Source organism: Mesorhizobium sp. ESP6-5 (assembly GCF_020164695.1).
GTDB classification, from domain to species: Bacteria; Pseudomonadota; Alphaproteobacteria; order Rhizobiales; family Rhizobiaceae; genus Mesorhizobium; species Mesorhizobium australicum.
In genome coordinates this window covers 19,367-42,918 of the sequence record NZ_JAIUGR010000013.1, presented here as the reverse complement: position 1 = coordinate 42,918, position 23,552 = coordinate 19,367, and the positions used below count along the sequence as shown (strand labels likewise).

The 23,552-nt window shown below is 62.6% G+C and carries 26 protein-coding genes and 1 pseudogene; 12 read left to right on the top strand and 15 right to left on the bottom strand.

Annotated elements, in window-relative coordinates:
• Nucleotide 1: 1 nt before the first annotated feature.
• The 5 genes from LB524_RS21275 to LB524_RS21255 form a co-directional block, all read right to left on the bottom strand.
• Complete coding sequence (locus LB524_RS21275; RefSeq protein ID WP_224529857.1) at nt 2-1,111, bottom strand: hypothetical protein; 1,110 nt, start codon at nt 1,109-1,111, stop codon at nt 2-4.
• Nucleotides 1,111-1,728 (bottom strand): 5-bromo-4-chloroindolyl phosphate hydrolysis family protein, encoded by a 618-nt coding sequence (locus LB524_RS21270; RefSeq protein ID WP_140661926.1) that lies wholly within the window; start codon nt 1,726-1,728, stop codon nt 1,111-1,113. Before LB524_RS21270 ends, LB524_RS21275 begins: the two co-directional genes overlap by 1 nt.
• An 11-nt stretch (nt 1,729-1,739) precedes the next feature.
• Nucleotides 1,740-3,311, bottom strand: coding sequence for a substrate-binding domain-containing protein (locus LB524_RS21265; protein WP_411909930.1), 1,572 nt, complete (start codon nt 3,309-3,311; stop codon nt 1,740-1,742).
• Nucleotides 3,312-3,322: 11 nt separating this feature from the next.
• A complete protein-coding gene (locus tag LB524_RS21260; protein ID WP_224529855.1) occupies nt 3,323-4,402 on the bottom strand; it encodes a toxic anion resistance protein in 1,080 nt (359 codons plus the stop codon).
• Between the two features lie 134 nt (nt 4,403-4,536).
• Nucleotides 4,537-5,700, bottom strand: a complete 1,164-nt coding sequence (locus LB524_RS21255) for a TCR/Tet family MFS transporter (RefSeq protein WP_140617253.1) — start codon at nt 5,698-5,700, stop codon at nt 4,537-4,539.
• Nucleotides 5,701-5,812: 112 nt separating this feature from the next.
• Between LB524_RS21255 and LB524_RS21250 the strand changes: the two genes are divergently transcribed.
• Nucleotides 5,813-6,433 (top strand): TetR/AcrR family transcriptional regulator C-terminal domain-containing protein, encoded by a 621-nt coding sequence (locus tag LB524_RS21250; RefSeq protein ID WP_140617074.1) that lies wholly within the window; start codon nt 5,813-5,815, stop codon nt 6,431-6,433.
• 27 nt (nt 6,434-6,460) lie between these two features.
• On the opposite strand, the gene LB524_RS21245 is transcribed toward LB524_RS21250, so the two are convergent.
• Entirely contained in the window at nt 6,461-7,120 is a 660-nt protein-coding gene (locus LB524_RS21245; RefSeq protein ID WP_224529854.1) for an alpha/beta hydrolase, read from the bottom strand.
• Nucleotides 7,121-7,321: 201 nt separating this feature from the next.
• On the opposite strand from LB524_RS21245, the gene LB524_RS21240 reads away from it, so the two are divergent.
• On the top strand, nt 7,322-8,518 hold the full coding sequence (locus LB524_RS21240; RefSeq protein WP_224529853.1) for an OpgC family protein: 1,197 nt from the start codon (nt 7,322-7,324) through the stop codon (nt 8,516-8,518).
• Nucleotides 8,519-8,536: 18 nt separating this feature from the next.
• Here LB524_RS21240 and LB524_RS21235 read toward each other — a convergent pair whose 3' ends face one another.
• On the bottom strand, nt 8,537-9,613 hold the full coding sequence (locus tag LB524_RS21235) for a substrate-binding domain-containing protein (RefSeq protein WP_015318270.1): 1,077 nt from the start codon (nt 9,611-9,613) through the stop codon (nt 8,537-8,539).
• A gap of 164 nt (nt 9,614-9,777) precedes the next feature.
• On the opposite strand from LB524_RS21235, the gene LB524_RS21230 reads away from it, so the two are divergent.
• Together LB524_RS21230 and LB524_RS21225 are read left to right on the top strand one after the other, a co-directional pair.
• Entirely contained in the window at nt 9,778-9,921 is a 144-nt protein-coding gene (locus LB524_RS21230; RefSeq protein ID WP_015318269.1) for a hypothetical protein, read from the top strand.
• A gap of 60 nt (nt 9,922-9,981) precedes the next feature.
• Nucleotides 9,982-10,131, top strand: a complete 150-nt coding sequence (locus LB524_RS21225) for a hypothetical protein (RefSeq protein WP_181174520.1) — start codon at nt 9,982-9,984, stop codon at nt 10,129-10,131.
• 15 nt (nt 10,132-10,146) lie between these two features.
• On the opposite strand, the gene LB524_RS21220 is transcribed toward LB524_RS21225, so the two are convergent.
• A complete protein-coding gene (locus LB524_RS21220) occupies nt 10,147-10,509 on the bottom strand; it encodes a DUF423 domain-containing protein (RefSeq protein ID WP_140720787.1) in 363 nt (120 codons plus the stop codon).
• Nucleotides 10,510-10,541: 32 nt separating this feature from the next.
• The gene (locus tag LB524_RS21215; RefSeq protein WP_224529842.1) at nt 10,542-11,795 is read right to left on the bottom strand and encodes an MFS transporter; all 1,254 of its coding nucleotides are present in this window, start codon (nt 11,793-11,795) and stop codon (nt 10,542-10,544) included.
• A gap of 115 nt (nt 11,796-11,910) precedes the next feature.
• Between LB524_RS21215 and LB524_RS21210 the strand changes: the two genes are divergently transcribed.
• Together LB524_RS21210 and LB524_RS21205 are read left to right on the top strand one after the other, a co-directional pair.
• Nucleotides 11,911-12,576: a GntR family transcriptional regulator gene (locus tag LB524_RS21210; protein WP_015318265.1), complete on the top strand. Its 666-nt coding sequence runs from the start codon at nt 11,911-11,913 to the stop codon at nt 12,574-12,576.
• 130 nt (nt 12,577-12,706) lie between these two features.
• Nucleotides 12,707-12,940 carry a DUF982 domain-containing protein gene (locus LB524_RS21205; protein ID WP_245262889.1) on the top strand — a complete coding sequence of 78 codons (234 nt, stop codon included), beginning with the start codon at nt 12,707-12,709 and terminating at the stop codon, nt 12,938-12,940.
• Nucleotides 12,941-13,007: 67 nt separating this feature from the next.
• On the opposite strand, the gene LB524_RS21200 is transcribed toward LB524_RS21205, so the two are convergent.
• A complete protein-coding gene (locus LB524_RS21200) occupies nt 13,008-13,154 on the bottom strand; it encodes a hypothetical protein (protein ID WP_015318263.1) in 147 nt (48 codons plus the stop codon).
• Between the two features lie 198 nt (nt 13,155-13,352).
• On the opposite strand from LB524_RS21200, the gene LB524_RS21195 reads away from it, so the two are divergent.
• Entirely contained in the window at nt 13,353-14,324 is a 972-nt protein-coding gene (locus LB524_RS21195) for a glycosyl transferase family 90 (protein WP_015318262.1), read from the top strand.
• A 137-nt stretch (nt 14,325-14,461) separates the two neighbouring features.
• Nucleotides 14,462-15,433: a glycosyl transferase family 90 gene (locus tag LB524_RS21190; protein ID WP_224529839.1), complete on the top strand. Its 972-nt coding sequence runs from the start codon at nt 14,462-14,464 to the stop codon at nt 15,431-15,433.
• Between the two features lie 24 nt (nt 15,434-15,457).
• Here the strand turns inward: LB524_RS21190 and LB524_RS21185 are convergent, their stop codons facing one another.
• A complete protein-coding gene (locus LB524_RS21185) occupies nt 15,458-16,501 on the bottom strand; it encodes an aldo/keto reductase (RefSeq protein WP_224529837.1) in 1,044 nt (347 codons plus the stop codon).
• A 281-nt stretch (nt 16,502-16,782) separates the two neighbouring features.
• Here LB524_RS21185 and ppk2 point away from each other — a divergent pair, with 281 nt between their 5' ends.
• Nucleotides 16,783-17,703: a polyphosphate kinase 2 gene (gene ppk2, locus LB524_RS21180; RefSeq protein ID WP_015318259.1), complete on the top strand. Its 921-nt coding sequence runs from the start codon at nt 16,783-16,785 to the stop codon at nt 17,701-17,703.
• A 69-nt stretch (nt 17,704-17,772) separates the two neighbouring features.
• Here the strand turns inward: ppk2 and LB524_RS21175 are convergent, their stop codons facing one another.
• The 4 genes and pseudogenes from LB524_RS21175 to LB524_RS21160 form a co-directional block, all read right to left on the bottom strand.
• On the bottom strand, nt 17,773-18,417 hold the full coding sequence (locus LB524_RS21175; RefSeq protein ID WP_140720783.1) for a dihydrofolate reductase family protein: 645 nt from the start codon (nt 18,415-18,417) through the stop codon (nt 17,773-17,775).
• Nucleotides 18,418-18,561: 144 nt separating this feature from the next.
• A pseudogene (locus LB524_RS21170) lies at nt 18,562-18,672 on the bottom strand (glyoxalase superfamily protein); the annotation flags it as partial.
• Between the two features lie 260 nt (nt 18,673-18,932).
• Complete coding sequence (gene hemB, locus LB524_RS21165; RefSeq protein WP_224529834.1) at nt 18,933-19,964, bottom strand: porphobilinogen synthase; 1,032 nt, start codon at nt 19,962-19,964, stop codon at nt 18,933-18,935.
• 112 nt (nt 19,965-20,076) lie between these two features.
• Complete coding sequence (locus LB524_RS21160) at nt 20,077-20,898, bottom strand: DUF2066 domain-containing protein (protein ID WP_224529831.1); 822 nt, start codon at nt 20,896-20,898, stop codon at nt 20,077-20,079.
• Nucleotides 20,899-21,061: 163 nt separating this feature from the next.
• Between LB524_RS21160 and LB524_RS21155 the strand changes: the two genes are divergently transcribed.
• The 3 genes from LB524_RS21155 (at nt 21,062) to ldtR (ending at nt 23,378) form a co-directional block, all read left to right on the top strand.
• The gene (locus LB524_RS21155; protein WP_140661939.1) at nt 21,062-22,102 is read left to right on the top strand and encodes an enoyl-CoA hydratase/isomerase family protein; all 1,041 of its coding nucleotides are present in this window, start codon (nt 21,062-21,064) and stop codon (nt 22,100-22,102) included.
• Complete coding sequence (locus LB524_RS21150) at nt 22,099-22,521, top strand: DUF6163 family protein (RefSeq protein WP_015318253.1); 423 nt, start codon at nt 22,099-22,101, stop codon at nt 22,519-22,521. Before LB524_RS21155 ends, LB524_RS21150 begins: the two co-directional genes overlap by 4 nt.
• 341 nt (nt 22,522-22,862) lie before the next feature.
• Nucleotides 22,863-23,378 carry a transcriptional regulator LdtR gene (gene ldtR / locus LB524_RS21145; RefSeq protein ID WP_013896002.1) on the top strand — a complete coding sequence of 172 codons (516 nt, stop codon included), beginning with the start codon at nt 22,863-22,865 and terminating at the stop codon, nt 23,376-23,378.
• Nucleotides 23,379-23,552: the final 174 nt, after the last annotated feature.

Sequence of the window (23,552 nt, the reverse complement as noted above, 5' to 3'; positions counted from 1 at the left end):
ATCAGCCTTCCAACTGCGACAGCAGCGCCAGCATCACGTCGGCAGAGGGCATCGGCAGCACCGCCTCGATTTCCGCCGGCCGCACGCCGGCGATCGCGGCATCGGCGCCGCCGCTGACGGTGCCGAGCGGCCCGCGAAAACCGTGTTTCGACCAGGCAAGCTCTTGCAGCTTTGGGCTGGTCAGCGCCTCCAGCAGCCTGTCGACCGCGGGGTCGACGACGATCAGCGGATGCGCCGAATAGACGGTTGGCCTGGGGTAGAGAATCTCGGGCTTGGCGCCCATGCCGGCCTGCACCCTTTGCCAGCGCGCGGGATCGGCGAGCGCCCATTCCACCAGTTGGTTCTCATAACCCACCACCATCGGCTCGGCGCCGAGACCGCCGGCGATGTACTGGTCGAACAGCTTTCCCGACGAGGACGACTTCAGCCCCATGCTGCGGAAGATCGCCTTGGCCTGGTCGCCGTGCTGGGCAAGCAGTTCCTGGGTCGCCACGTCGCCGCTCATCAGGCTGAGCACCAGGCCGGCGAACATGAAACCGGAGTTGGAGCGGTTGGGATCGGTGGAGACGATGCGGGCGCGGCCATAAAGCTCGTCAATGCCGAGATCGGCCCAGTTCTTGCCGGCCAGAATGGCGTCGAGCAAGGCCTTGAGATCGAGCTGGTTGTAGCCGCCCTTGGCGGCGACCGTGACCAGCCCGCTCTTCTTTAGCCCTTCGACTACAGGTCCCCAGGTGTAGACGACGATCGGGGAGTTGAGCACGACCTGGTCGTTGCGGATCGAGACACCGCTCTTGTGCGCGAGGTCGACCATGATCGAGGATGAGGGCCACAGGAATTGCGGTTTTTGGGTGAGCAATGCCGGCTCGCGCACCATCTCCACGGAACCGGCGACACGCGCATCGAGTTCCAGCCCGTAGCCGCCAAGCGCATGCACGACGTCCGGATCGGCCAGGAATGCCTGCTTCTCGCCGCCGATGAAGCCGAACAGATGCGCTTTGTTGCCAAGATAGCCACGGAATTCGGGACGATCCTTCAGCGTCAAATAGCCGCCGGTGCCGGCAGCGGCGGCACCCAGCAGACCCAGTCCGAAAGCGCGGCGCGAAATGGCCATCAGCGTCCGATATCCTCTTTCAACGACTCCTGAATGAGTCGCAGGTCGACGTCGAGCGTGCCAAGTTCGCTGTCGGCCAGGCTGTCGGCATAATGCACGAAGGCGTCCTGAAGCTTGGTGATGACGGCGCCGACATTGGCGAGCCGGACCTGGCTGGGTGCACGCCGGTTCGCCAGCGTCGCGTAGCCTTCCGCCACTTCCGCCGCCTGCGGCACGTAGTAGGTGAGGAAACGCCGCACCGAGGGCGCGGTTTCCGGCTTCGTCTCGACTTTGGAAATCACGTCGGCGGCGATGTCGGACAGGTTCTTCACCTTGGCTTTCATGTCCTTATCGGCGATCGAACCGGCCGTTGCCGACAGCCGGTCCGCGGCTGGCTGCGCTTGCGCCAGGAGTTCGCGGGCGAAGGCCACTTTGCTGCCGCTGAGCGTGCTGAGGTCGAGCCCTTCGAAAAGCTGTCGCGGCGCCAGCACGAACACCAGTCCGGCAAAGACGAGGGCCGCGATGATGGCCGACACCAGGAACGGGAACTGGGTCAGAAAACCCAAGCCGACAAGCAACACCGCAGATATCCCGCCCGCCGCGATCCAGTTCCAGTCATTGCCGAACAAGCCACGCATCCCGGCAGGCTCTAATTGTAGCCGCGCGCGGCGCGGAAGGCGCCGGCCAGATCGCCGCTGCCATCGAAGACCCGTGCCGACGTCGCCTTGGCGAGACTGTCGAGCTGGCTCTTGTCGGCGTCGCCGAAGGTGACGCCGAAGACCGGCACGCGCACGGCGGCGTTGCGCCACTCAGCGAGAAACAGGTCCGCGCCGCCATCGGTGCGGCCATCGGTCATGATGATGATGGCCGGGAGGTATTTCGAAAGGTCCGCCGTGGCAACGATCTTCTGAAGGGCCTGGTCGGCACAGGCATACATATCGGTGCCGCCGCCGGCGCGTTGCTGGGCAACGTCCGCCAGCAGCTCGCTCTGGCCCGCCGCGTCGCCCTTCGCCTCGAATGTGTCGCGCACGACGGCGTCGAAAGGCAGCACGAAGATGTGGTCGGACGGCGTCCACTGCACCAGCACCTCGCTCGCCTTTTCCGGCGTGAACAGGAATTGCGCGGCGGCCTGCAACTGTTTCTCGCCCTGGTCTTCCATCGAGCCGGAGAAGTCGAAGCACAGCGCCGTCAGCGAAGGCTTGCGCAAGGCTTCCTGGTAGAGGTCGAGCGCCTTGCGGATCACGGCCGGTTCGGGCATGCGGATCGACGTCACCAGCTTGCCGGGATCAAAATTCCAATCCGGCTCGGCGGCGGCCTGGATGGCCGCGCCCCCGAGCGGCAGCCGCCGGCCTGTACCGGCGATGCGTTTGCGTGCTGCGTCCGACTGCAGATAGGCGAGCAGGTCGGTGAAGAATTTTTCGACATCGGCTCCGCGTCCATGATCGATGAAGCCGAGCGGCGAGTCGCCGACAGCGACGCCGTCGGCCGGATAGATGGCATAGAGCGGCTCGTTGCCCATCTGCTTGAGTTTGTCGTTGGTCTCCTTCAGCGTCGCCTCGTAGTTCCACATCGCGTCGTAGACGGTGCCCTTGCCGGCGCTGTCGACGTAAAGATCGGCGAGCCAGCCCGACGAACCGGACGAACGCTCGACGCCTTGCAGCAAGGCACTTACTGTGTCGTGCACGGCGGGATTGTCGAGGTCGCCCGGCTCGATCACCTGCTTGCCGCCGAGCGCGCTGGACAGCATGGCGAGATAGGCGCTGGCGCCCGAATTGGACTGCGTCGCCGACGTCATCAGGAATTTCAGCTTGCCGTCCTTCACCGCGGCCAGGATGTCCTTCATGAAGACCGGCTTGCCGACCCAGCCGAGTTCGGTGGCCTTGGATTTGCGCACGCCCAGAATGACCGGCATCTGCACGATCGACGTCAGGTTGCGCACCTTGCGGCCGCTGTCGAACAGGTCGACCCAGACGCTGGAGGCCGGCCAAACCGCATCCTTGTCGAGGCCGCCAGGCTTTTGCAGTCCCAGCCCGATGTCGAGCGAGCCTTGATAGGAAATGGTGCAGGTCGCGCCTTGCTTGGCGCAGAATTCCTGGACGATCGGCTCCAGCACCGTATTCTCGGAGCCGGAGACGATCGAGAATTGGACTTGGCTGGAATTGCAGGCCGTCAAAAACATCGCGAAGGCGAGCAGCAGAACGGACGTCAGCGTCTTCGGCATGGCGGTTCCGATCAGGACTGGGTCAGCGCTTTCTTCAAGTCGATCGTCATCTGGTCCATCTGTTTTTCGGCGTCGGCCCGCTTCTGGCGGCCCTCCTGCTGGACTTTCAGCACACCTTGTACCGTGTCGATGAGATCGCGATTGGCCTGCGCCAGTGTCTCGACGTCGACGATGCCGCGCTGCGCCTGTTCCTCGACCGAAATCGCCTGGTCCTTCATCATTTTCGACGTTTGGCGGATCATCTCGTTGGTTGCGTCGGTCACGGTCTTTTGCAGTTCGAGCGCCGACTTCTGGTTGGTCAGCCCAAGCAGGATGACCATCTTCTGCTTCCATGCCGGCACGGTCAGCGCCGAGGTTGCTTGCAAATTCTCGATCAGCGTTTCGTCGCCCGACTGGACGATGCGGATCTGCGGCAATTGCTGGATGCCGAGCTGGCGCGCCTGCACCAGGTAGAAGATCCGCTTTTCCAGGCGGTCGAGCGCCTGCACGGCGTCCTGATAGGTTTGCGCCTCCAGCGTGCCTCCAGTGTCGCCGCTAGCGGTATCCGCCGCGACCTTCAGCTTCGGCAACTCGTTGGCGCGGTAGTCATCGACGAATTTCTTGCCGGCCTGCACATAGGCATCGAGCTTGAGGATGGAGCCCTTGGTCTGCTCATGGAGGTCGTCGAGCACGGCAATGTCGCGCCGCAGCGTGTCCTTGTGACGGTCGAGTTCGAGGCCGATGCGATCGATCTGTCCCGCCACGTCCTCGTATTTCTCCTTGAAGCGCTCGAGCCGCGCCTTGAACGAGGAGAACAGGCCGCTGAGGAAACCCTGGTCCTTGAGCGAGGCCGGATCGAGATTCTTGGCCTTCATGATGATGTCGGTCAGGAGATCGCCGGTGTCGCCGAGGTCCCGGTTGCGCAACTGGGACAATATCTTGTCGGCATAGTCGCTGACTGCCTGCTGGGCACGGTCGCCATAGACAGAAATGCCGGCACGGTCTCTGACGTCGATCGTGCTTTCGATTCTGGCGATGTCGGACGGATCGGCTACGATTGCCGGCAACGTCGAAGTATCGTCGAGCAGAGTGATGCTGTTCTTGTCGGCCATGCAGACTTCCCCTCGGTAACAGCATCTCGATAGGTAATCTGTGACAGTGATATGTCGCCGCTGTGGAAAACGGTAGTCCGAGGCCGTTTTCGGCGGTGAACAGTGCCGTCTTCCGGCCTAGCGTCAAGAAATATCTATTCGGCGGCCTCCCGCACGGCTGGAGATGACCCGGTTCGCAGGAGCAATGGCAGGCACAGCACATAAAGCGCCGCCCCCGCGATCCAGACTGTGCCGGGAAAGACGGTGCGCGTGCGGAAATAGAGCATGGCGATGATGAAGGGCCCGAACACCGAGACCAGGCTGGTCATGCTGGTGAGCACGCCCTGCAGCCGTCCCTGATGGTCGGCGCCGACGCGTGAGGTCAACAGCGACTGCAATGCCGGAGCTCCGATCCCGCCGAGACAGAACAGCGGCAGCAGGGCGAAGGCCATCCAGCCCTGCCAGGCCAGCGCTATCGATATATAGGCCGTGCTGTCGGCGAGGATGGCGATGATCAGCGCTGCTTTCTCGCCCCAGCGCTCGGTGATCGGCCCGGCAACAAAACCCTGGGCTCCAGCATGGAAGAGCCCGAACAGCGCCAACGAGATGCCGACGGTGAACAGGTCCCAGGCGAATTTGCCTTGGACATAGAGCACCCAGATGGTGCCGCCGACTTCGCCGACCAGGGCAAGAACGGCGAAGGCACCAAGCAGCGGCAAAAGGGCCGGGAAAGTCAGCGCCCAACGCAACGGCGCCAGCGGGTTGAAAGACGGCATTTCGCTTGCGCCGCCCGCGCGCTTCGGTTCCGGCAGCAGGAAGAAAGCCAGTACCAGGTTGATCCCGTTGAGTGCTGCCGCAACCAGGAAGGGCGTGCGTAGCCAAACGTCACCAAGCAGGCCACCAAGCGCCGGACCGGCTATGAAGCCGACGCCAAAGGCGGCGTTGAGATGGCCAAAACCCCGAGCCCGACGATCCTGGCTGCTGATATCTGCCATGTAGGCGGAAGCTACCGCCATGCTGGCGCCGGTGACGCCCGCGATCAGCCGGCCAACGAACAGCAGCGGCAGTGTTGGCGCGAAGGCCATGAACAGATAGTCCGCCATCGATCCCGTGAGCGAGACGAGCAAGACCGGCCGACGGCCGTAGCGGTCGGACAGGGCGCCGAGCAGCGGCGAAAAAAGCACCTGCATGGCGGCGTAGGCCGACAGGAAGGCGCCAAAAATCCAGCCGATATCGTCGACATGGCCGACCGTGCGCAGCAAGCCCGGCAGCACCGGCATCATCAGCCCCACGCCCACGGCGTCCAGTGCCATCGCCATCAGGACGACGAGATAAGCTCTTTTCACGATCGGACTCAGGAATTTATCGTTGATAAGGAAGGTTTATCACTGATAAATTCACGGCGCAAGCTGGAGGACCAGACGGATTCGCATGAAACTGGACAAGACGATGATCGTCGACGAAGCGCTAGGCTTGCTCAACGAGGTTGGCATCGATGCGCTGTCGACCCGCCTTTTGGCGCAGCGGCTCAAGGTGCAGCAGCCGGCACTCTACTGGCATTTCAGGAGCAAGCGCGCCTTGCTCGACGCGATGAACGAAGAGATCTTGCGGCGCGGCCATCGGCATCGAACACCACGGCTCGGCGAGACCTGGCAGGATTTCGTGCGCAAGAATGCCCGCAGCTTTCGCAGCGCCCTGATTGCCTATCGCGACGGCGCGCGTGTCCACGCCGGCACGGAAGCGGATCCGCAAGAGCTCGGGCACTTCGAGCGGCTGCTGGAATTCCTGGCGGGCGAGGGCATGGCGGCGATTCCAGCCATGGAATTGCTGATGACGGTCGGCCGCTACACGGTCGGCTGTGTCACGGAGGAGCAAGCCGAATATCCGTCAGGTCCGGGGCGTGGCGAAGCGCTAGATGCCGCGGCGCATGATCATCCGCTCTTGCGCGAAGCCTTGGTGCACTACCGTGCCGGCGGACACGAGGCGCTGTTTGAAAGCGGGCTCGCCCTGCTGATCGCCGGGGCAGAAGTTCGAATGGTGGCCGAACGCTGATTGGGCAGCGAGCGGTCGCAGAGGCGGTCAGCCTCCCTGTGCCGCTCCGGCCAGCCATCGCTCGACGATCGCGGCGTCCGGGTCGCCGATTTCGTGGCCTGATGGAACGATCCGGGCGTCGATCTCGCTACCGTGCCGGCTGAGCAGCGTCACCAGCGCCAACGCGAAAGGCCCGTAGGTCTCGTCCGCCGCCCCGGCAATGATCAGCGTCCGTGTGCCCATGAGGTCCGTTGAAGGCACCTTGTCGAGCACCGGCATTGGCCTCAGCAGCGCCGCGCTCCGGACAATGCCGGGATGGAGCAGCATCAGGCTCGAAACCAGATTGGCGCCGTTCGAATAGCCAATGAATGTCGCGTGGGCGAGATCGAGCCCATGGCGCGCGGCGACTTCGCTTGCGAATGCCGCGAAGGCGGCGGTTTCGACACGGATGCTTTGCTGGCCGAAGCGCGTCGGCGTGATTCGCTCGAACCAGCGAAAACCGTCCTCCTGCGGGATGCGGCCCCGTACCGCGATCAGGGTGGCGTCGGGCGCGATGCGCCTCGCCAGCGGCACCATGCTTGTCTCGTCGACACCCGATCCATGCACCAGGAACAGGAACGCGCGGCCGCTTTTGCCGGCACCGAGGAGGCGATAGGGAAAGGCTAGATCCAGCATCAGAGGGCTATTTTCGACACTGGCGCCAGTCATACCGCATCCCATTGATTATATGAGGTTTCGCTCAATTTGCCGGCTTCAAAACGCAATATTTTCATGCTCCGCGAAAGTTGATTGAACCAGGCTCATTCCGGCCCGTTTCTGCGCCGATACACTCCCTGTGGGAGAAATCGAAGCGGTGCGTCGGGGGTCGCATTGCTGGACATGAACAACCAGCTTTGAGGCCTTTTGTCGATGACTACCCCTGTTTCGCCAGATCGCGATTTGCGTATCTTGGAACGCGACACGCGTATCGATGTATTGCGCGCGCTGGCACTGCTCACCATCTTCGTCGACCATGTGCCGGGCACGGCTTTCGAGACCCTGACCTACAAGAATTTCGGGTTTTCGGACGCGGCCGAGGCGTTCGTGCTGATATCAGGCATTTCGGTCGCGCTCGCCTACGGCACAAAGTTCCGGCCGGGCGGCCGGCTTCTGGCGACCTTGAAAATGTGGCGGCGGGCCGGCGTGCTCTACGTCGCCCACATCGTCACGACGATGGTGGTGATGGCCCTGTTCTGCGCCGTGGCGGTGTTTGCCAGGCGGCCGGAACTGCTGACGCTCATCAACATCGAGCCCTTGATGAAAAACACGCCGCAAGTGCTGGTCGGCATCGTCACGCTCGGCCATCAGCTCGGCTACAACAACATCCTGCCGGTCTATGCAGCGCTGCTTTTGATGGCGCCGGCGTTCGTCCTGTTCGTCAGCTCCAGGCCCGTCGCGGCGCTTGTCGTGTCCGGCACGCTATGGCTGGTTGCCGGAATTTGGGAGATCGCTCCGCCCAATTACCCCGAGCCCGGTTTCTGGTTCCTCAACCCGTTGTCCTGGCAGTTCCTGTTCAACATCGGCCTTGCCGCCATGCTGCATGTCAGGCGCGGCGGTGTCATTCCGGTCAACCGCTGGCTTGTCGGCGCGGCCGCGACCTATGTGCTGGCGGCTCTGGTGTGGGTGCATAGCCCGCTCTGGGGACAGTTAACGTGGTTCAACCTGCCGGTGGTGATCGGCGGCTTCGACAAGACCTTCCTGTCGTTGCCGCGGCTGTTGCACATCCTGGCGGTCAGCTACCTCGTCGTCGCCCTGCCGACGGTGTCAAACCTGTTCCGCACCAGCCCCGACCATCCGCTGGCCATACTGGGCAAAAGATCGCTGCCGGTCTTCATCGCCGGCACGGTGATCGCCATGGTCGCGCAGGTGATGAAGCTGATCAATCCGGGCGGGCTCGTCTATGACAGCCTGCTGATATCGGCCGGCATCGCCATGCAGTTCGCGCTCGCCTTCTATCTCGAATGGCTGTCGACCATCGGCGGTTCGGGCAAGGCCCGCACGGCCCAAACGGTTCCCGCGCCGGTTCGTGCGCCTTTGGGGACTGCCATGGCAAGAGCCAATCGGTAGGCGGTTCGGCCGTGCGGTTCAGCCGCGTGGCGAGGCCGTCGAGGCTCGCACGATCAGTTCGACCGGCAGTTGATGCCGGCTGACCGGCCCGTCGCTCTCCAGGATCGCCCTGACGGCAAGGCGGCCCATCTCGGCAATCGGCTGGGCGATCGTGGTCAATGGCGGCTCGGACACCGCTGCTTCCGGAACACCGTCGAAGCCGACGATGGAAACGTCGTCAGGCACGCTCAGCCCGCGTGCGCTCAGCCATTCGAGCGCCACCAGGGCTATTCTGTCCGACATGGCCAGAATGGCGGTGGGCGGCGTGTCGGAGGCGAAGATGGTCTCGAGCCCCGCCTTCGTGCTCGCCACGTCGTTGGCGGTCTCGTAGACAGGCACTTTGGTTATGTCGACGCCAACCCGCGAAAGCTCCCGGAGATAGCCGGTGAGGCGGTCGCGCGTTCCGGCATAGGTCGCCGCCCGAACCTGTTCGGCCGAAACAAGGCCCGTCCTGTTGTCGGCGAAGGGCAGGGCCATGACGGCGAAGCGGCGATGGCCGAGATCCGTGAGATGGCGGGCCGCCATGCCGGCGCCGGCGATGTTGTCGACTCCGATCGCGGCGACCGAGCCGTCCTCGGAGTCGAGGTCGAGCGCGACGAAGGGCAGCTTGCGCTCACGTGCCAACTCCACTAGGCGCGAGCCACCTTCGATGCAAAAGACGATGAAGCCGTCGACCAGAGCGCTCTGGATGTTCCAGGCAAGCTGCTCGTTGTTGGCGGCCGAGACCAGGGAAATGCCGGCTCCGGTCGCATCGCAAGCTTGCGAGATGCCCGCCATCATGACGCGCGCAAACGGATCGTCGAAGAAATAGGAGAGGGGCTCGGCGGTGGCCACGCCGATGGCGTTGACCTTGCCGGCCCGCAGCAGCCTGCCCTTTGGATCGGGGCCGCCATAACCCATTGCCTCGGCCGCGGCGCGAACCCGTTCGCGGACCTCCTCGCGCACGATCTCGGGGCGGCTGAATACGTTGGACGCGGTGCCGTGCGAAACACCGGCGGCCTTGGCGATGTCGGCCAGCCGTACGGGTCGTCGATTGCCTGCGGTGAGTGACGCCATTTGTGCGTGCCTCCTGACATCCATGTAGCACGTTCTTCCGCCGCATCTAGTATTTTCGTTGGATCGATTCAAATTTTGCTTGACCTACGCCGGTTTCGATCCTAGATTTGAATCGATCCAAGTGGCAGCTTGTTCTGCTGAATGGCCAAAAAGGGAGGAGCGCCATGCATCCCGTCAACTACCTGTTCGCCGACATCTACCGCAACGACTGGAATATCGGGTCAGCCACCAACAAGGCTAGGCATCGTGGTGAGACGGGCCCATGGGTTCGCGATCTTCGCTTCTTGGTGGCGCGCAAGCGGAGCTGATCAAACCGGCTTTTTTCGCGCCCGACGATTGGATCGATTCAAAGACAAGGAGGATGAGTCATGCATCCCATCAAGCAACTGTTCGAAGATATCTACCGCAACTACTGGGGCATCGCACCGGCCACCGAGCGACCGGAAGCGCGACGGCGGGTGAAACCTGCTGTTGGCGGCCGTGCCCTTTGGGTTCGCCCGGAACGCCGCCGGGATTGACCTCAAGCAATCATTTCAGGGTCGTGGACGTGCCACGGCCGAGATCGCTATCGCCAGCCAGCCTGCAATGAGCAGGGTGCCGCCGATCGGCGCCGACATCGGAAACAGCCTTGAGCCCCAGAAATCGCGGGCGAGAAGATCGCCCGCGAAGAGGAGCAGCCCGGCGAGCAGAATGAGGCTGGCGATGCGCAGCCAGCGGTTCGCGCCGATAAGGCCGATGGCGAGGAAGACCGACGCATGCATCAGCAGGAACGACGCGGCGGTGCCGGTAAAGGCGCCGCCGCGGTGGGCGGCGGCCGCCGAAAGCGCCACCCCCGCCGCGCCGACGAGGCCGCCGGCAAGCACGAGGAGGCGGCTGCCGTTTGGATCGGGGTTCATGGCCGGCGTGCTCCTTCTTTCTTCAGCAAGCGTCAGGGCTTGCGCGCTTCCAGCGCCATATGCCGCGTCCGCCGCGACTGGACGATCCAGTTGTAGGCCGCCCCGAGCGCCATCAGCACCGACGTGCCGAGAAACACCGCCGGCATGCCGAAATGGCCGCCCACAAAACCGCCGGCCAGTGGCCCCGCGACCTGTCCGACATACTGCGCCGAGATCGCAAGGCCAAGCACGTTGCCGCCAACGCCGTCGGGGATGTTGTGCCTGATGACACTGGTGATGCAGGGCAGGAGGCCGCCCAGCGCCAGGCCCATCAGGAAACGCAGGCCGATAAGCTGCCAGCTGTTGGTGACAAAAGCCTGCGGGATAAGCAGCAGCGCCGAAACCGCCAGTGCTCCCACGACAACGTTCCAGTGCCCGATCCGGTCCGCGAGCTTGCCGAGCCAGGACGCCGAGAGGATGGTGCCCAGCGCGGCGGCCGACATCACAACGCCGGCGACGAGCGTCACCCTGCTCTGGTCCTCGATGAGCTGCTGCACATAGACGGTGATGATCGGCTCGATCGACATTGTGGCGAAGGCGAGCAGCATGCCGGTGGTCAGCATGGCCACGACCGGGCGCTTGTCCGGGATCTGCGACCAGCCGCTTTTCGGCTTTGCCGCCGACACCGGTTTGGCTGGCTTCGGACGCGGGCTCTCCTTGATGAGGAAGGTCGTTGCCAGGAAGGCGAGGAAGATCACACCGCCTGACAAGAGGAAGGTGGCGCGAATGCCGACCACCGGCGGCAGCACGCCGCCCAACAGGGGACCGACCAGCGAGCCCGCCGTAATGCCCGCCGACAGCACGCCAAGCGCCCAGCCGGAACGCTCCTTCGGCGTCTGCATGGCCACCAGTATGGTTGAACCGGAGGAGTAGCCGCCCGCGAAGCCGATCAGCAGGCGCAGCAGCACCAGTTGCCAAACCGTCTCGACCATGCCCGTCAGCGACATGCAGATCGCCATGCCGAAGGAGGCGCGCACCAGCATCACCTTGCGCCCGTAGCGGTCACCCAGGCGCCCCCACAGCGGCGCTACTGTGGCCGCGGCGAAGAAGGTGGCGCCATAAGCGACGCCGGACCACTGCACGATTGCCGCGTGGCCCTGTGCGCCGAGCTGTTCGACATAGAGCGGCAGGAATGGCAACAGCAGGGTCATGGCGATGAGCGTGCTGAACGAGCCCGCGAAACAGACCGCGAGATTGCGCCGCCAGTGAATGTTGTAGCCGCTTTGCTGCGTGTCTTCCTGCGTCATGCCCTGCCTGCCCGGTATCAGCGCTTGTTGCGGATACCATTTTGGGATACCAAACTGGTCTCCGTCATGAACTTCACGCCGGCCGCTGTCAATGCGGCTTCGGAAAGGGCGCGCGATGTCGCAGATGCAGAATGTCGAACGGCAGCTTCGCGAGATGATCCTGGCGCTCGAGATCGGGCCGGGAGAGCGGCTGACCGAACGCTGGATCGAAAGCCAATTCGGCGCCTCGCGCACGCCTGTCAGGGCGGCGCTGCTGCGGCTGGAGACCGAGGGGCTGGTCGGCAGGGACGGGCGCGGCTGGACCGTTTCGCCCATCAATCTGGCCGAACTCGAGCAGGTTGCGGTCTATCGCGAGGCGGTCGAGATCGCGGCATTGCGGCTGACGTGCGGGCAAGCCGACAAGAGCGCCATCGATGTCATCGAGGCGATGCTCGATTCCTGCGACGAAAATACGCCGCGCGAGGAGTGGCATCGTGTCGGCATGGATTTTCACATCGAGCTGGCGCGGCTCTCCGGCAACGAATTCCTGTTCCGGGCGGTTCGTGACGCGATGACGCGCCTGTCGCGCGCCCGCTGGCTGGAAGTGCGTGACGAGACGGCCCTTGGCCGTGCCTGGGTCGAACATCGCGCCATTCTTGCCGCGACACGCCTCGGTCAGGCTGATGAAGCCGCGCGGCTGCTGTCGGCCCACATCGTCGGCAGCCGTGATCGGCTGGTGACGTCGCTTGCCAACGACCGACGTGGCCTTCGCGCCAGGGGATTTGCCGTCGTCGCCGCTTAGTGCGGTCCATGCGCTGCGGCGCGCTGGCCGGAAAAACAGACGGGTCTGACGTGAAGCGCACTTTCGGCCTCGCTTCAAGGAAGCCGATGGCGTAAGAGCGGCGATGGAAAACAACCGGTTTGAAACACCCGTGACCGTCAAATCCGTCACGGCGGGAAGCACTCAGCTCTTGCGTTCGGCAAGGGAGGCTTCCGATTACCTCCTCAACAACTGGCCCGGCAAGCGCAGCCCCAAGCATCGTGCGGCGCTGCAGGCCTGTCACGACGCGCTCGCCGGCGACAAGCCGGCGATGAATGCCAGGCGCGCTTTCATCGCCGCGGCGCGGGAAGTGGATGTCTTCATCAGCGACAAGGCGCCAGCCTGATATTAGCTCGCGGTTTGGGCTGACAATTGGATTTGAGGCTCGGCCCGCATTAGCGGGCCGGATGCCGTTAATCCTTCGTTTCGGTCTCAGTCTCGGTTTCAGGCTTCGTACGTTCGCGCGCGGCAACCTTGGCCGCCAGCTTTTCAGCCTTCTTGGCCGCTTTCTGGCGGTCGCGCTCCTTGCGTTCCTGATCGTAGTTTGGTGCTCGCGCCATGTCGGCTCCTTTTTGTGACTGCCTTGCGGCCCTGAGCCTGCCTAGGAGCATTAGCCGTCAAACACAACAGCCGAAGCGATAATGCGTGGCTGCTGGCATCGAAGAGATGCGGGCGCTTGCCAGATCGGCGCCACAATGATGTAGGACATGCGGGCGCCATGGATTGAGAACCGCCCGTTTGTTTTGATCAAGTGACCGATGGCCACAATTTCGCGGACCGCAGCAAGAGTTTTCTATTATGCGAGAAACGTCGCGCGCGATGTCGCTCCGCAAGCGTTGTTTCGTGCCCGGCTGGCTGGCCGTCTCGAAAGGGCCAGGCTTTCCGGTGAGGCGGCGCGCCGCAGGCTGAATTACTACAACAAGTTGCAGGATGGTTTCGCGCCAAGCGCCGATGCCATGCGCATCGGCAAACTGCCCTTCACGCCGACCATGTACTATTACGACCTGAAGGAGTTCGCCCGCTACTTCGATCCCGGCCTGCTCATCGACCTGGAATTCGGCGACGTCAGGAATGTCCCCAAGGTGCCTTCGATCGTCAAGGACCGGCCAATCTGTGCTGACGACAAGAACGCGATCATCATGAAACTCGACAAGTTTCGTCATTTCCAGATGCCGGCTGACGCGATGTCGTTCGCCGACAAGCTGCCGTCCGTTGTCTGGCGCGGTGATCTCAACAATCCGATCAGGACAAGATTTCTGAACGCTGTGCGCGACCTGCCGTTCTGCGATGCCGGTTCGCACAAGCCGAACGCACCGCCCGAATACGCCAGGCCTTTTCTCAGCATCAGCCAGCACCAGCGCTATCGCTACATCGTCTCGCTCGAGGGCAACGACGTGGCGACCAATCTCAAATGGATCATGAATTCGAAGTCGCTCTGCATGATGCCGCCGCCGACCTATGAGACATGGTTTGCGGAGCGGCAGCTCGAAGCCAACGTCCACTATGTGCCGCTCGCGGCGGATTTCTCGAACCTTGAGGACCACGTCGCCTATTTCGAGCGGAATCCGGCGGAGGCGGAGCGCATCATCGCGGCTGCGAACGCCTATTGCCGGACATTCGACGACGAACAGACCGAGCAGACGATCTCCCTGCTGGTGCTCTACAAATACTTCGTGCTGTCGGGCCAGATCAAACCGGATGCCGAGGTGTGGCGCTACATAACGGGCTAGTTGCGGCGCTCGGTCGAGGCCGCCAGCCGCATTCGGGCGCTATCGGAATGCGTGGCTGGATGGTAGGGCAATCATGCTGCGGGAACCATCCCGACCTTCACTTGTTCAACCGCGTTTATCTTTGATCAAAAGAGTCCATGGCCACCCTCCAACGAACGACGGCAAAGGTCTTCTACTATGCGCGGAACGTCATGCGCGATATCGCGCCCCAGGCGATCTTCCGGCGGCGATTGGCCAGCCGCCTGCAGCAGGCCAGGCTCTCGGACGAGGTCGTGCGCCGGCGACTGAATCACTACAACAAGCTGCAGGACGCTTTTACACCAGGCCCGGATGCTGTGCGCATCGACAAGATACCGTTTGAACCGAGCATGTACTATTACGACCTGAAGGAATTTGCCCGCTATTTCGATCCATCATTGCTCATCGACCTGAAGTTCGGTGATGTCATCGGCGTGCCCAAGCTGCCGACCCTCGTCAAGGACCGGCCGATCCGCGCCGACAACGGCAATGCCGTCGTCATGAAGTTCAACAAATTCCGCCACTTCCACATGCCCCTCGATACCGTCGCCTTCGCCGACAAGCGCCCTGCCGTGGTCTGGCGCGGCGACCTCAACAACCCGATCAGGACACGGTTCCTGGATGTCGCGCGCGACTTGCCGTTCTGCGATGCCGGTTCGCACAAGCGCAGCGCACCGGCTAAGTACAGCAAGCCTTTCCTCAGCATCAGCCAGCACCTGCGCTATCGCTACATCGTCTCGCTGGAGGGCAATGACGTGGCGACCAACCTCAAATGGATCATGAATTCCAACTCGCTCTGTCTGATGCCGCCGCCGACCTACGAAACATGGTTCGGCGAGAGCCAGCTCGAGGCCGGTATCCACTATGCGCCGCTTGACCCGGATTTTGCCGATCTCGGCGAAAAAGTGCGCTATTTTGAAGGGCACCCCGCCGCGGCGGAGCGCATCATCGCCGCAGCCAATGCCTATTGCCGCAAATTCTCCAATGAACGGGACGAGCATGCGATCTCCTTGCTCGTCCTCTACAAATATTTCGTGCTCGGCGGCCAGATCGAACCCGATCCCGAACTCTGGCGGTTTATCGGCGGCTAGCTCTTGCTCTCTGCCTGACGCTGATCAGATATCGCTGCGGTCGAGAACCAGATCGGCTGGGCCGAAGCGATCCTTCGCTGTCAGTTGCTGGTGCCAGTAGGGGTAGAGCAGAGCCGGCCGGCTGACCGCGTCGAGGCGCTGGCGTTCTTCGGTGCCGAGCTTCAGGGCCGCCGCCGCAAGGTTGTCCTTGAGCTGAACGTCATTGCGGGCACCGATCACCAGCGAGGAGACCGCAGGGCGTCCGAGCAGCCAGGCGAGCGCCACCTGCGCCGCCGAGACGCCACGATCCTTGCCGATCTCGACCAGCACATCGACAATCCGCCACAGCCGGTCCTCGTCGCGGATCGGCGGCTCGGACCAGCCGGCAAGCTGGCGAGCGGTCGGGCTGTCGCGGCGGTATTTGCCCGACAGCAGGCCGCCGGCGAGCGGGCTCCAGACCAAAACGCCCACCCCCTGGTCGACCGAGATCGGCAAGAGCTCGTACTCGGCCTCGCGCGCTTCCAGCGTATAGTGGATCTGCTGGGTGACGAAGCGTTGCTGGTGACGGCTGTCGCTGATGGAAAGCGCCTTCATCACCTGCCAGCCGGAATAGTTGGAGCAGCCGATGTAGCGCACCTTGCCCTGGCTGACCAAACTGTCGAGCGCGGCAACGGTCTCCTCGAGCGGAGTGAGGCCGTCCCATTGGTGGACGAAATAGATGTCGATGACATCGGTCTTCAAGCGCTTCAGGCTGCTCTCGCATTCACGGATCAGATGATGGCGCGACAGGCCCTCGTCGTTCGGGCCCTTGCCGATCCGCATCCGCGCCTTGGACGCGATCAGCACATCGTTCTTGCGCTTGCCGCCGAGAGCTTCGCCTATGATCTCTTCGGAGAGGCCGTTGGAATAGACATTGGCGGTGTCGATGAGGTTGATGCCGGCATCGATGCACATATCGATCATCCGCTTGGCTTCGGCGAGATCGCTGTTGCCGACCGCGGCGAAGGGCCCGGCGCCGCCGAATGTCATGGTGCCAAGCGTCAGTGTCGAAACCTTCAGGCCGGAACGGCCAAGGGTGCGGTATTCCATGTCAGATCCTCACGATTTTGTTGAAGAGGCGTGCCGGCAAGGCAGGCCTGGAAGGCGACCGCGCATTTGTAGGATAATTCGGCCGGCTTGTCGCCATGCGACGACGGTCGATCGATCGTACATTGCGGAATTTGCAACGCCGGCAATTGCGCCTGTGCTGCAATAAAACCGTCACCGCCGGCCTATATTGAAGTCGGCTCAGGTGTTTCCATTCCCGGCCGCCGGCCAGCAATTGGAGCGCCCAGTGGTAACCGACAGGGCTTGCAAGCGGAGCAGTTGATATGACCGAGCTGAAACAGAATTCCCCTGCCAAGGACTGGCTTGAAGCCGAGCTCGCCGACACGCTCGACGAGGACTATGAGCTCGAAATGTCGGAGCCGGCCCTCTCGATGGAGATCGCCAAGATCTACAAGAACTCGCATCCGCCTTCGATCGATCGCATGCAGTATTTTCGCGACCTGATCAGCCTCCAGTCGGAATTGATCAAGCTGCAGTCCTGGGTCGCCTACCACAAGAAGAAACTGGTGGTGATATTCGAGGGCCGCGACTCCGCTGGCAAGGGCGGCGTCATCAAGCGCATCACACAGCGGCTCAATCCGCGTATCTGCCGCGTCGTGGCGCTTCCGGCTCCGACCGAACGCGAGAAGTCGCAATGGTATTTCCAGCGCTATGTCCCGCATTTGCCGGCAGGCGGCGAGATCGTTTTGCTCGACCGCTCCTGGTACAACCGCTCCGGCGTCGAACGGGTAATGGGTTTTGCCAGCCCCGAGCAGGTCGAGGAGTTCTTCCATGACGTGCCGGAGTTCGAGCGCATGCTGGTGCGCTCGGGCATCACCGTGGTCAAATATTGGTTCTCGATCACCGACGAGGAACAGCAAATGCGCTTCCTGATGCGGATCCACGACCCGATGAAACAGTGGAAGCTGTCGCCGATGGACCTGCAGTCGCGGGTGCGCTGGGAACACTACACCAAGGCCAAGGAGGAGACCTTCGCCCGCACCAACATTCCCGAGGCGCCCTGGTTCATCGTCGAGGGTAACGACAAGAAGCGCGCGCGGCTGAACTGCATCGACCATCTGCTCAAGCAGCTGCCGTATGAAGAGGTGCCGCACGAGGAGATCACGCTGCCGGAGCGCGTCTTCAACCCGGAATACGAGCGCCAGGTGCTGCCGCGCGAGCTTTACGTGCCGGAGAAGTATTGAGCGAGAGTTTTGTCTTTCTCCCCGTATAGTGACGGGGAGAAATGGGCTTTCGTCGAGGGTTTCGCCACCTTACGCCCGCTTGATCACCACGTGCGTGGCCAGTGCCGTCGCCACCTGTTCGCCGCACTGGTAGCCCAGATTCAGCATGTCGAGGCCCGCAAAAAGGTTCTCGCCTCTGCCAAGCAGCACCGGCGAGATCGCCAGGTGCATCTCGTCGATCAGCTTTTCCTGCAGATACTGCCGGATGGTGGAGACGCCGCCGCCGACCCGCACATCCTTGCCTGACGCGGCGGCTTTGGCTTGTTCGAGAGCCGAATGGATGCCGTCGGTTACGAAATAAAAAGTCGTGCCGCCTTCCATCACGATGGGATCGCGCTTGTAATGCGTCAGCACGAAGGTCGGGACGTGATAGGGCGGATTGTCGCCCCACCAGCCCTTCCAGCTGTCGTCAGGCCACTCGCCCCGGATCGGCCCGAACATGTTGCGGCCGAGGATCCAGGCGCCGACATTCTCGAAGCTGCGCGCCGCAAAGTCTTCGTCAACGCCTGTCTCGCCGCCTTCCTGGCCAAACATCTTGCGGAAGGTGCGGGTGCTGAAAGCCCATTTGTGCAGGGCCGGTCCGCCGACACCGAGCGGATTTTCAAGGCTCTGATCGGGACCGGCGCCATAGCCGTCAAGCGACAGGCTGAAAGCGTTGACGCGAAGTTTGGACATGAGAACCTCCTCCTTGAGAACCAGTTGTCTTTTGCAAGTGGTTTCTTCTAGCAAACTGATTTTGAATTGCAAGTGGTTTTTCGAGCCGGAAAAGGTATTTCCGATTGCCGCCAAGCTACGGCCGCCGCCTCATTGGCCGGTCGGTTGGCGCGCGACGATCTCAAGGGCCTCGCTGTGGCTGATCGTCAGGTCGCGGGCGGCAAGCGCCTCCCGCATGGCTTTCGCCATCGTCTTGGCGTCGCGATAGGCAAGCATGTCCGTTTCCTCGGGTCACGGCGAAGCCTTCGTCAGTGCCCGCAATGCCGACACCTTCGCCCGACGGTGAAACGGGTCAGGAAGCATCCTCAGGAGGCGTCCGCCATGCCTCTTGGCCGAGGTGCGGGCTGCCGGCCGCTTCCGGCCATGCTTCCATCATAGCTGCAGCCGCCAGTTTTTGTCAGCGGGTTTTCGATAGAACCGCCGACCAGTTGAAAGAGTGGTGACATCTACTGAAGTGCCTTGCCCGGGAAGTCGGGCTACCCCTTCAGCATCACAGCCACTTCGGGTGCGAAATAGGTCAGGATGCCGTCGCAGCCGGCGCGCTTGAAGGCGAGCAACGATTCCAGCATCGCCTTCTCTCCATCGATCCAGCCATTGGAATCAGCCGCCTTGATCATCGAATATTCGCCCGAGACCTGGTAGGCGAAGGTCGGCATCTGGAATTCGTCCTTCAGCCGGCGGATGATGTCGAGATAGGGCAGGCCGGGCTTGACCATCAGCATGTCTGCGCCCTCGGCGAGGTCCTGTTCGGCCTCGCGCACCGCCTCGTCCGAATTGGCGTGGTCGATATAATAAGTCTTCTTGTCGCCCTTGAGCAGACCGGCGGTGCCGACCGCCTCGCGATAGGGGCCGTAGAAGGCCGAGGCGAATTTGGTGGCGTAGGACATGATCGCCACGTCCTGGAAACCGCTGGCGTCGAGCGCGTCGCGGATGGCGCCGATACGGCCGTCCATCATGTCGGACGGCGCGATGATGTCGGCGCCGGCCGCTGCCTGGATGACGGCCGCCGCCGCGACCTGTTCGACGGTCTCGTCATTGACGATGATGCCATCGCGCAGGATGCCGTCATGGCCATGGCTCGTGAACGGGTCGAGTGCGGCGTCTGTGATGATGCCGATCTCGGGTACCGCGTCTTTGATGGCGCGTGTGGCGCGGTTGATGATGTTTTCAGGGTCGAGGATGTGGGAACCCGTCTGGTCGCGCAGGCCGAGATCGACGTTGGGGAAGGTGGCAAGGGCCGGGATGCCGAGCTTGGCCGCCCGTTCGGCCTCCTTGACGGCAAGGTCGACCGAAAGCCGGAAGACGCCGGGCATGGCGGCAATCGGCTCCCGGACATTCCTGCCCTCGACGACGAAGATCGGCCAGATCAGGTCGTCGACCGAAAGCCTGTTCTCCTGCACGAGCCGGCGCGACCAGTCGGCCTTGCGCATGCGGCGCAGGCGGCGGCTGCCGGTGACGTCATCGACGCTGCGCGTGCCGGCAGCTTTTGCTGGGGTGAATTTGTTCATGGCCAAAACTCCGGATCCGCGGCTTTTACCACGAGCCCTTGTGGTGACCAATGCGACACGTTTGTGCCAGCGCCGAAAGCTGCCACAGCGCTGTCCCGCCACGCCTATTGGTTCAGGGCTGCCCGTTGCCCGAAAGGATCTGTGCCGCGCCTCCGATTGCCACACGGAACGCGTCGTCGAAGCTGACACCGCGCACCTGCCAACGATAGGTCTTGCCGTGATCGGCCAGTCGCCAATCGGCGACCCAGCCCAGTTCCTTGTCGCTCCACACGATGCTGCCGGCGAGCGCTCGGTCGCCTCCGGCTTGCTTGGCCACTCGATCCAGCCTTGCCATGTCCGTCGCGCGCAGCGCTTCTTCGCCCAAGCCGGCAAGTTGCGCGGCCTTTGGAAACGCGACATGCATCAGCATCGGCCCGCTGGCATTGACGAAGGATTCGCGCATCGTCTCGCCACGCCCTTCCTCGGCGCTCAGCATGAAATGCCGCGCGCCTTGTTCGGTCGTGAGGAAGACGGTGAGTGTCGGCCGCTCGCCAAGCCAGGGCCTGCTGCCGAGCGACGCCAGCAGCCTGTCGATCACGTCAGGCTTGTAGAAGCAGGTGAGATCGTGCGGCCGGTCATGCGTCCCTTGCTCGTCATGGATCGGAATGCCCTCCATCCGGTCATGGTAGCGGAACGAGTCGACAAAGCTGCCGGCCTTGTCGCGCAGCGCGTCCATTTCGCGTCTGGCAAGCAGCCGCTGATCGCCCGAAACACGGACGAGCACCTTGTCGAGGCAGGTCCTGAAGCCGAGCTGACGATTTTCTTCACCCTGGCCGGTGACAATGGTCTGCGAGTGGTAAAGGTCGCCAAGGTCGGCTGCCCCCGCGGGGACATTGGTTGCCCACAAAAACGACAGGCAACTCAGAACAAAGGCAAAGCGCAAAAAATGCGGCATGGCTAACTATCCTGCTCTCGGCCTGTCGTACCGGCCACCAATGTCTAGCATCGGCGACCGCTAGCCGCCAAGATCGAGGCGGCCAGGCTGCAGCCATTGACGCACCCATGTGCCGCCTTTAGCACTTCAGTCCCGCAGGCGCGGGAACAAGGATTCTCTGGCGATGGATTTTGGTGGAGGCGACGAAATTCGCTTCGAAAGGTTGGGCAGGGCCGGGGTCGTCACGCTGACGCGGCCGCAGGCGCTCAACGCCGTCACCCATCGCATGATCAAGGCACTGGGCAAGGCCCTGCGGTCTTGGGAGCGCGACGAGGGTGTGGATGTCGTCGTGGTCAAGGCCGAGGGCAGGGCGTTTTCGGCCGGGGGCGACATCCTGCACATCTACGAAGCCGGCCGGGCTGGAAACCCACCGGTCGAATTTTTCGCCGACGAGTATCGCCTCAACGCCTACATCGCGCGTTTCAAGAAGCCCTATGTGGCGCTCATCGACGGTATCGTGATGGGCGGCGGGGTCGGCATTTCCTTCCACGGTTCGCACCGGGTGATGACCGAGAATGCCCAGTTCGCCATGCCGGAGGTCGGCATCGGCTTTTTCCCGGATGTCGGTGCCAGTCATCTGCTGCCCGACCTTGGCGGTTCCTTCGGCATGTACCTGGCGCTGACCGGGAACCGCATTCGTTATGGCGATGCGCTGTGGTCTGGGCTGGCCACCCACACCATCAAGGCTGAAGACCAGACAAGCTTCCTCGATCGGCTGGCGCTGACGGGCGATCCGGAATCGGTGCTGCGCGGTTTCTTTGTTCCGGCCAAGCGGGAGACCGACAGGCCGATCCTGGAGGCGATCTCCCGCCATTTCGCCCAACCGTCGCTGCCGGATCTGATCGACAGCCTGGACCGCGCGGGCAATGACGAATTCGCCACCGGGACGCTGGCAACGATCCGCACGCGCTCGCCGACCAGCCTTCGCGTCGCCTGGCGACAGATCAGCGCCGGGCAGACATTGTCGATGGACGACTGCATGAGGATGGAGTTCCGCATCCTGAACCGGATGCTGGCCGGCCACGATTTCTACGAAGGCATCCGCGCCGCCATCATCGACAAGGGCTCGAAGCCGCAATGGCGGCCGGCAGCGATCGATGCGGTTAGCGAGGCGGATGTCGAGGCCTATTTTGCCCCGCTCGGCGATCGGGAGCTCGAGTTGTGAGCGAAGTGACATCGAGACGCGTCATCCTGCAGCCCTCGACGGTCGAGGTGATCTTCGCCTGGTTCCAGCGCGTCATCGCGGGCTACTGCCTGCTGTTCGGCATCCTCTACTGGATCAAGCTGATCGGCTTCTATCCGGGCTCGCTGTGGCGGTTCGACCTTATGCCGGTGCATTGGCAGGTGGCGGCGGTGATGCTCGCCGTGTTCTTTCCCTTCGCTGCGGCGGGGTTGTGGATGCTGGCGTCCTGGGGTCCGGTGATCTGGTTCATCTGCGCGGTCACGGAGACGGTCATGTATGCCGGCTTTCCCGAGCTTTTCGGCCATCGTCTGCTGATTATCGTCTCGCATGCCTGCGTGGCGCTGCTCTATATCGTCTTTCGCGTCGTCATATACCTGCAGAAACGACCGGCACGGCACTAATGTATGTCGCCCCGAAGTGTCCTCGGTTCCGGGACAACGACATGCATAAAATCAGAAGCCTGCGGCAGGTCGGGCGAATCCTATTCGCCGCGACATGCTGCAAGCCCTTGTACGCGTTGACGACCTGGCGACCGCCTGAATCCGGCGCGGCGATCATTGCCTAAATCTTTAGGTTAATCATCCTTGCTCGGGTGACCGTTCGTTAAGCGTCTTGCGAAACCTCTTACCGGTAAGCTCTTGTTAGCCCTAGCGTTTAAGTCGAATTTTATGAGTATTCGATAGTGTCGCGATCAAGGTGAAAAACAAAAAATCACCAAGGCGACAAACGAGAGGCAAAGACAATGATCAATTCGCGTCCGGCGGCGAAGACCGCCAACGTTTCCGACGATCGCCGCGAGGCTATCCGTTCCCTGTACATGGAATCGCTGCAGCTGGTCGAGCGCCTGCACCGCCGTCTGCTTGATGTCATCAAGGACGAATTCGACCGCAACGGCCGCTCCGACATCAACGCCATCCAGGCGCTGCTGCTCTTCAACATCGGCAATTCCGAGCTGACCGCCGGCGAACTGCGCTCGCGTGGCTATTATCTCGGCTCGAACGTTTCCTACAATCTGAAGAAGCTGGTCGATCTCGGCTTCATCAACCACCAGCGCTCGCGCATCGACCGCCGTTCGGTCCGCGTCTCGCTGACGCCGAAAGGCAATGAAGTGGCAGACGTGGTTGCCGGTCTTTATGAGCGCCATGTCGGCTCGATCGAACAGGTCGGCGGCATCAACACCGACGAGTTCAAGCAGATGAACCGCGCTTTGCAGCGCCTCGACCGCTTCTGGAACGACACGATTGCCTACCGGATGTAAGAGCATCCAGGAAACGGAGCCCCGCCGCAGAAGCGTGGCCGAAACAGCGACCTTCAGTCAGGGCCGGTGCCGAAAAGCACCGGTCTTTTCTTTTCGCGCGTTCGGCCAAAGCAAATTACGGGCCAAGGCCACGTTGCCGCCATATTCCAATGGAACCGAGAGCGGCAGTGATGC

What these genes read in the sequence shown, in the direction of transcription:
- LB524_RS21235 (WP_015318270.1), bottom strand. Translation starts at nt 9,613, where the DNA reads ATGGCGTCACTCACCGCAGGCAATCGACGACCCGTACGGCTGGCCGAC.
- LB524_RS21190 (WP_224529839.1), top strand. Translation starts at nt 14,462, where the DNA reads ATGGCCACCCTCCAACGAACGACGGCAAAGGTCTTCTACTATGCGCGG.
- LB524_RS21195 (WP_015318262.1), top strand. Translation starts at nt 13,353, where the DNA reads ATGGCCACAATTTCGCGGACCGCAGCAAGAGTTTTCTATTATGCGAGA.
- LB524_RS21260 (WP_224529855.1), bottom strand. Translation starts at nt 4,402, where the DNA reads ATGGCCGACAAGAACAGCATCACTCTGCTCGACGATACTTCGACGTTG.
- LB524_RS21240 (WP_224529853.1), top strand. Translation starts at nt 7,322, where the DNA reads ATGACTACCCCTGTTTCGCCAGATCGCGATTTGCGTATCTTGGAACGC.
- hemB (WP_224529834.1), bottom strand. Translation starts at nt 19,964, where the DNA reads ATGAACAAATTCACCCCAGCAAAAGCTGCCGGCACGCGCAGCGTCGAT.
- LB524_RS21220 (WP_140720787.1), bottom strand. Translation starts at nt 10,509, where the DNA reads ATGAACCCCGATCCAAACGGCAGCCGCCTCCTCGTGCTTGCCGGCGGC.
- ppk2 (WP_015318259.1), top strand. Translation starts at nt 16,783, where the DNA reads ATGACCGAGCTGAAACAGAATTCCCCTGCCAAGGACTGGCTTGAAGCC.
- LB524_RS21185 (WP_224529837.1), bottom strand. Translation starts at nt 16,501, where the DNA reads ATGGAATACCGCACCCTTGGCCGTTCCGGCCTGAAGGTTTCGACACTG.
- LB524_RS21210 (WP_015318265.1), top strand. Translation starts at nt 11,911, where the DNA reads ATGTCGCAGATGCAGAATGTCGAACGGCAGCTTCGCGAGATGATCCTG.
- LB524_RS21215 (WP_224529842.1), bottom strand. Translation starts at nt 11,795, where the DNA reads ATGACGCAGGAAGACACGCAGCAAAGCGGCTACAACATTCACTGGCGG.
- LB524_RS21230 (WP_015318269.1), top strand. Translation starts at nt 9,778, where the DNA reads ATGCATCCCGTCAACTACCTGTTCGCCGACATCTACCGCAACGACTGG.
- LB524_RS21175 (WP_140720783.1), bottom strand. Translation starts at nt 18,417, where the DNA reads ATGTCCAAACTTCGCGTCAACGCTTTCAGCCTGTCGCTTGACGGCTAT.
- LB524_RS21255 (WP_140617253.1), bottom strand. Translation starts at nt 5,700, where the DNA reads ATGGCGATGGCACTGGACGCCGTGGGCGTGGGGCTGATGATGCCGGTG.
- LB524_RS21245 (WP_224529854.1), bottom strand. Translation starts at nt 7,120, where the DNA reads ATGACTGGCGCCAGTGTCGAAAATAGCCCTCTGATGCTGGATCTAGCC.
- LB524_RS21225 (WP_181174520.1), top strand. Translation starts at nt 9,982, where the DNA reads ATGCATCCCATCAAGCAACTGTTCGAAGATATCTACCGCAACTACTGG.
- LB524_RS21160 (WP_224529831.1), bottom strand. Translation starts at nt 20,898, where the DNA reads ATGCCGCATTTTTTGCGCTTTGCCTTTGTTCTGAGTTGCCTGTCGTTT.
- LB524_RS21275 (WP_224529857.1), bottom strand. Translation starts at nt 1,111, where the DNA reads ATGGCCATTTCGCGCCGCGCTTTCGGACTGGGTCTGCTGGGTGCCGCC.
- LB524_RS21200 (WP_015318263.1), bottom strand. Translation starts at nt 13,154, where the DNA reads ATGGCGCGAGCACCAAACTACGATCAGGAACGCAAGGAGCGCGACCGC.
- LB524_RS21250 (WP_140617074.1), top strand. Translation starts at nt 5,813, where the DNA reads ATGAAACTGGACAAGACGATGATCGTCGACGAAGCGCTAGGCTTGCTC.
- LB524_RS21265 (WP_411909930.1), bottom strand. Translation starts at nt 3,311, where the DNA reads ATGCCGAAGACGCTGACGTCCGTTCTGCTGCTCGCCTTCGCGATGTTT.
- ldtR (WP_013896002.1), top strand. Translation starts at nt 22,863, where the DNA reads ATGATCAATTCGCGTCCGGCGGCGAAGACCGCCAACGTTTCCGACGAT.
- LB524_RS21270 (WP_140661926.1), bottom strand. Translation starts at nt 1,728, where the DNA reads ATGCGTGGCTTGTTCGGCAATGACTGGAACTGGATCGCGGCGGGCGGG.
- LB524_RS21155 (WP_140661939.1), top strand. Translation starts at nt 21,062, where the DNA reads ATGGATTTTGGTGGAGGCGACGAAATTCGCTTCGAAAGGTTGGGCAGG.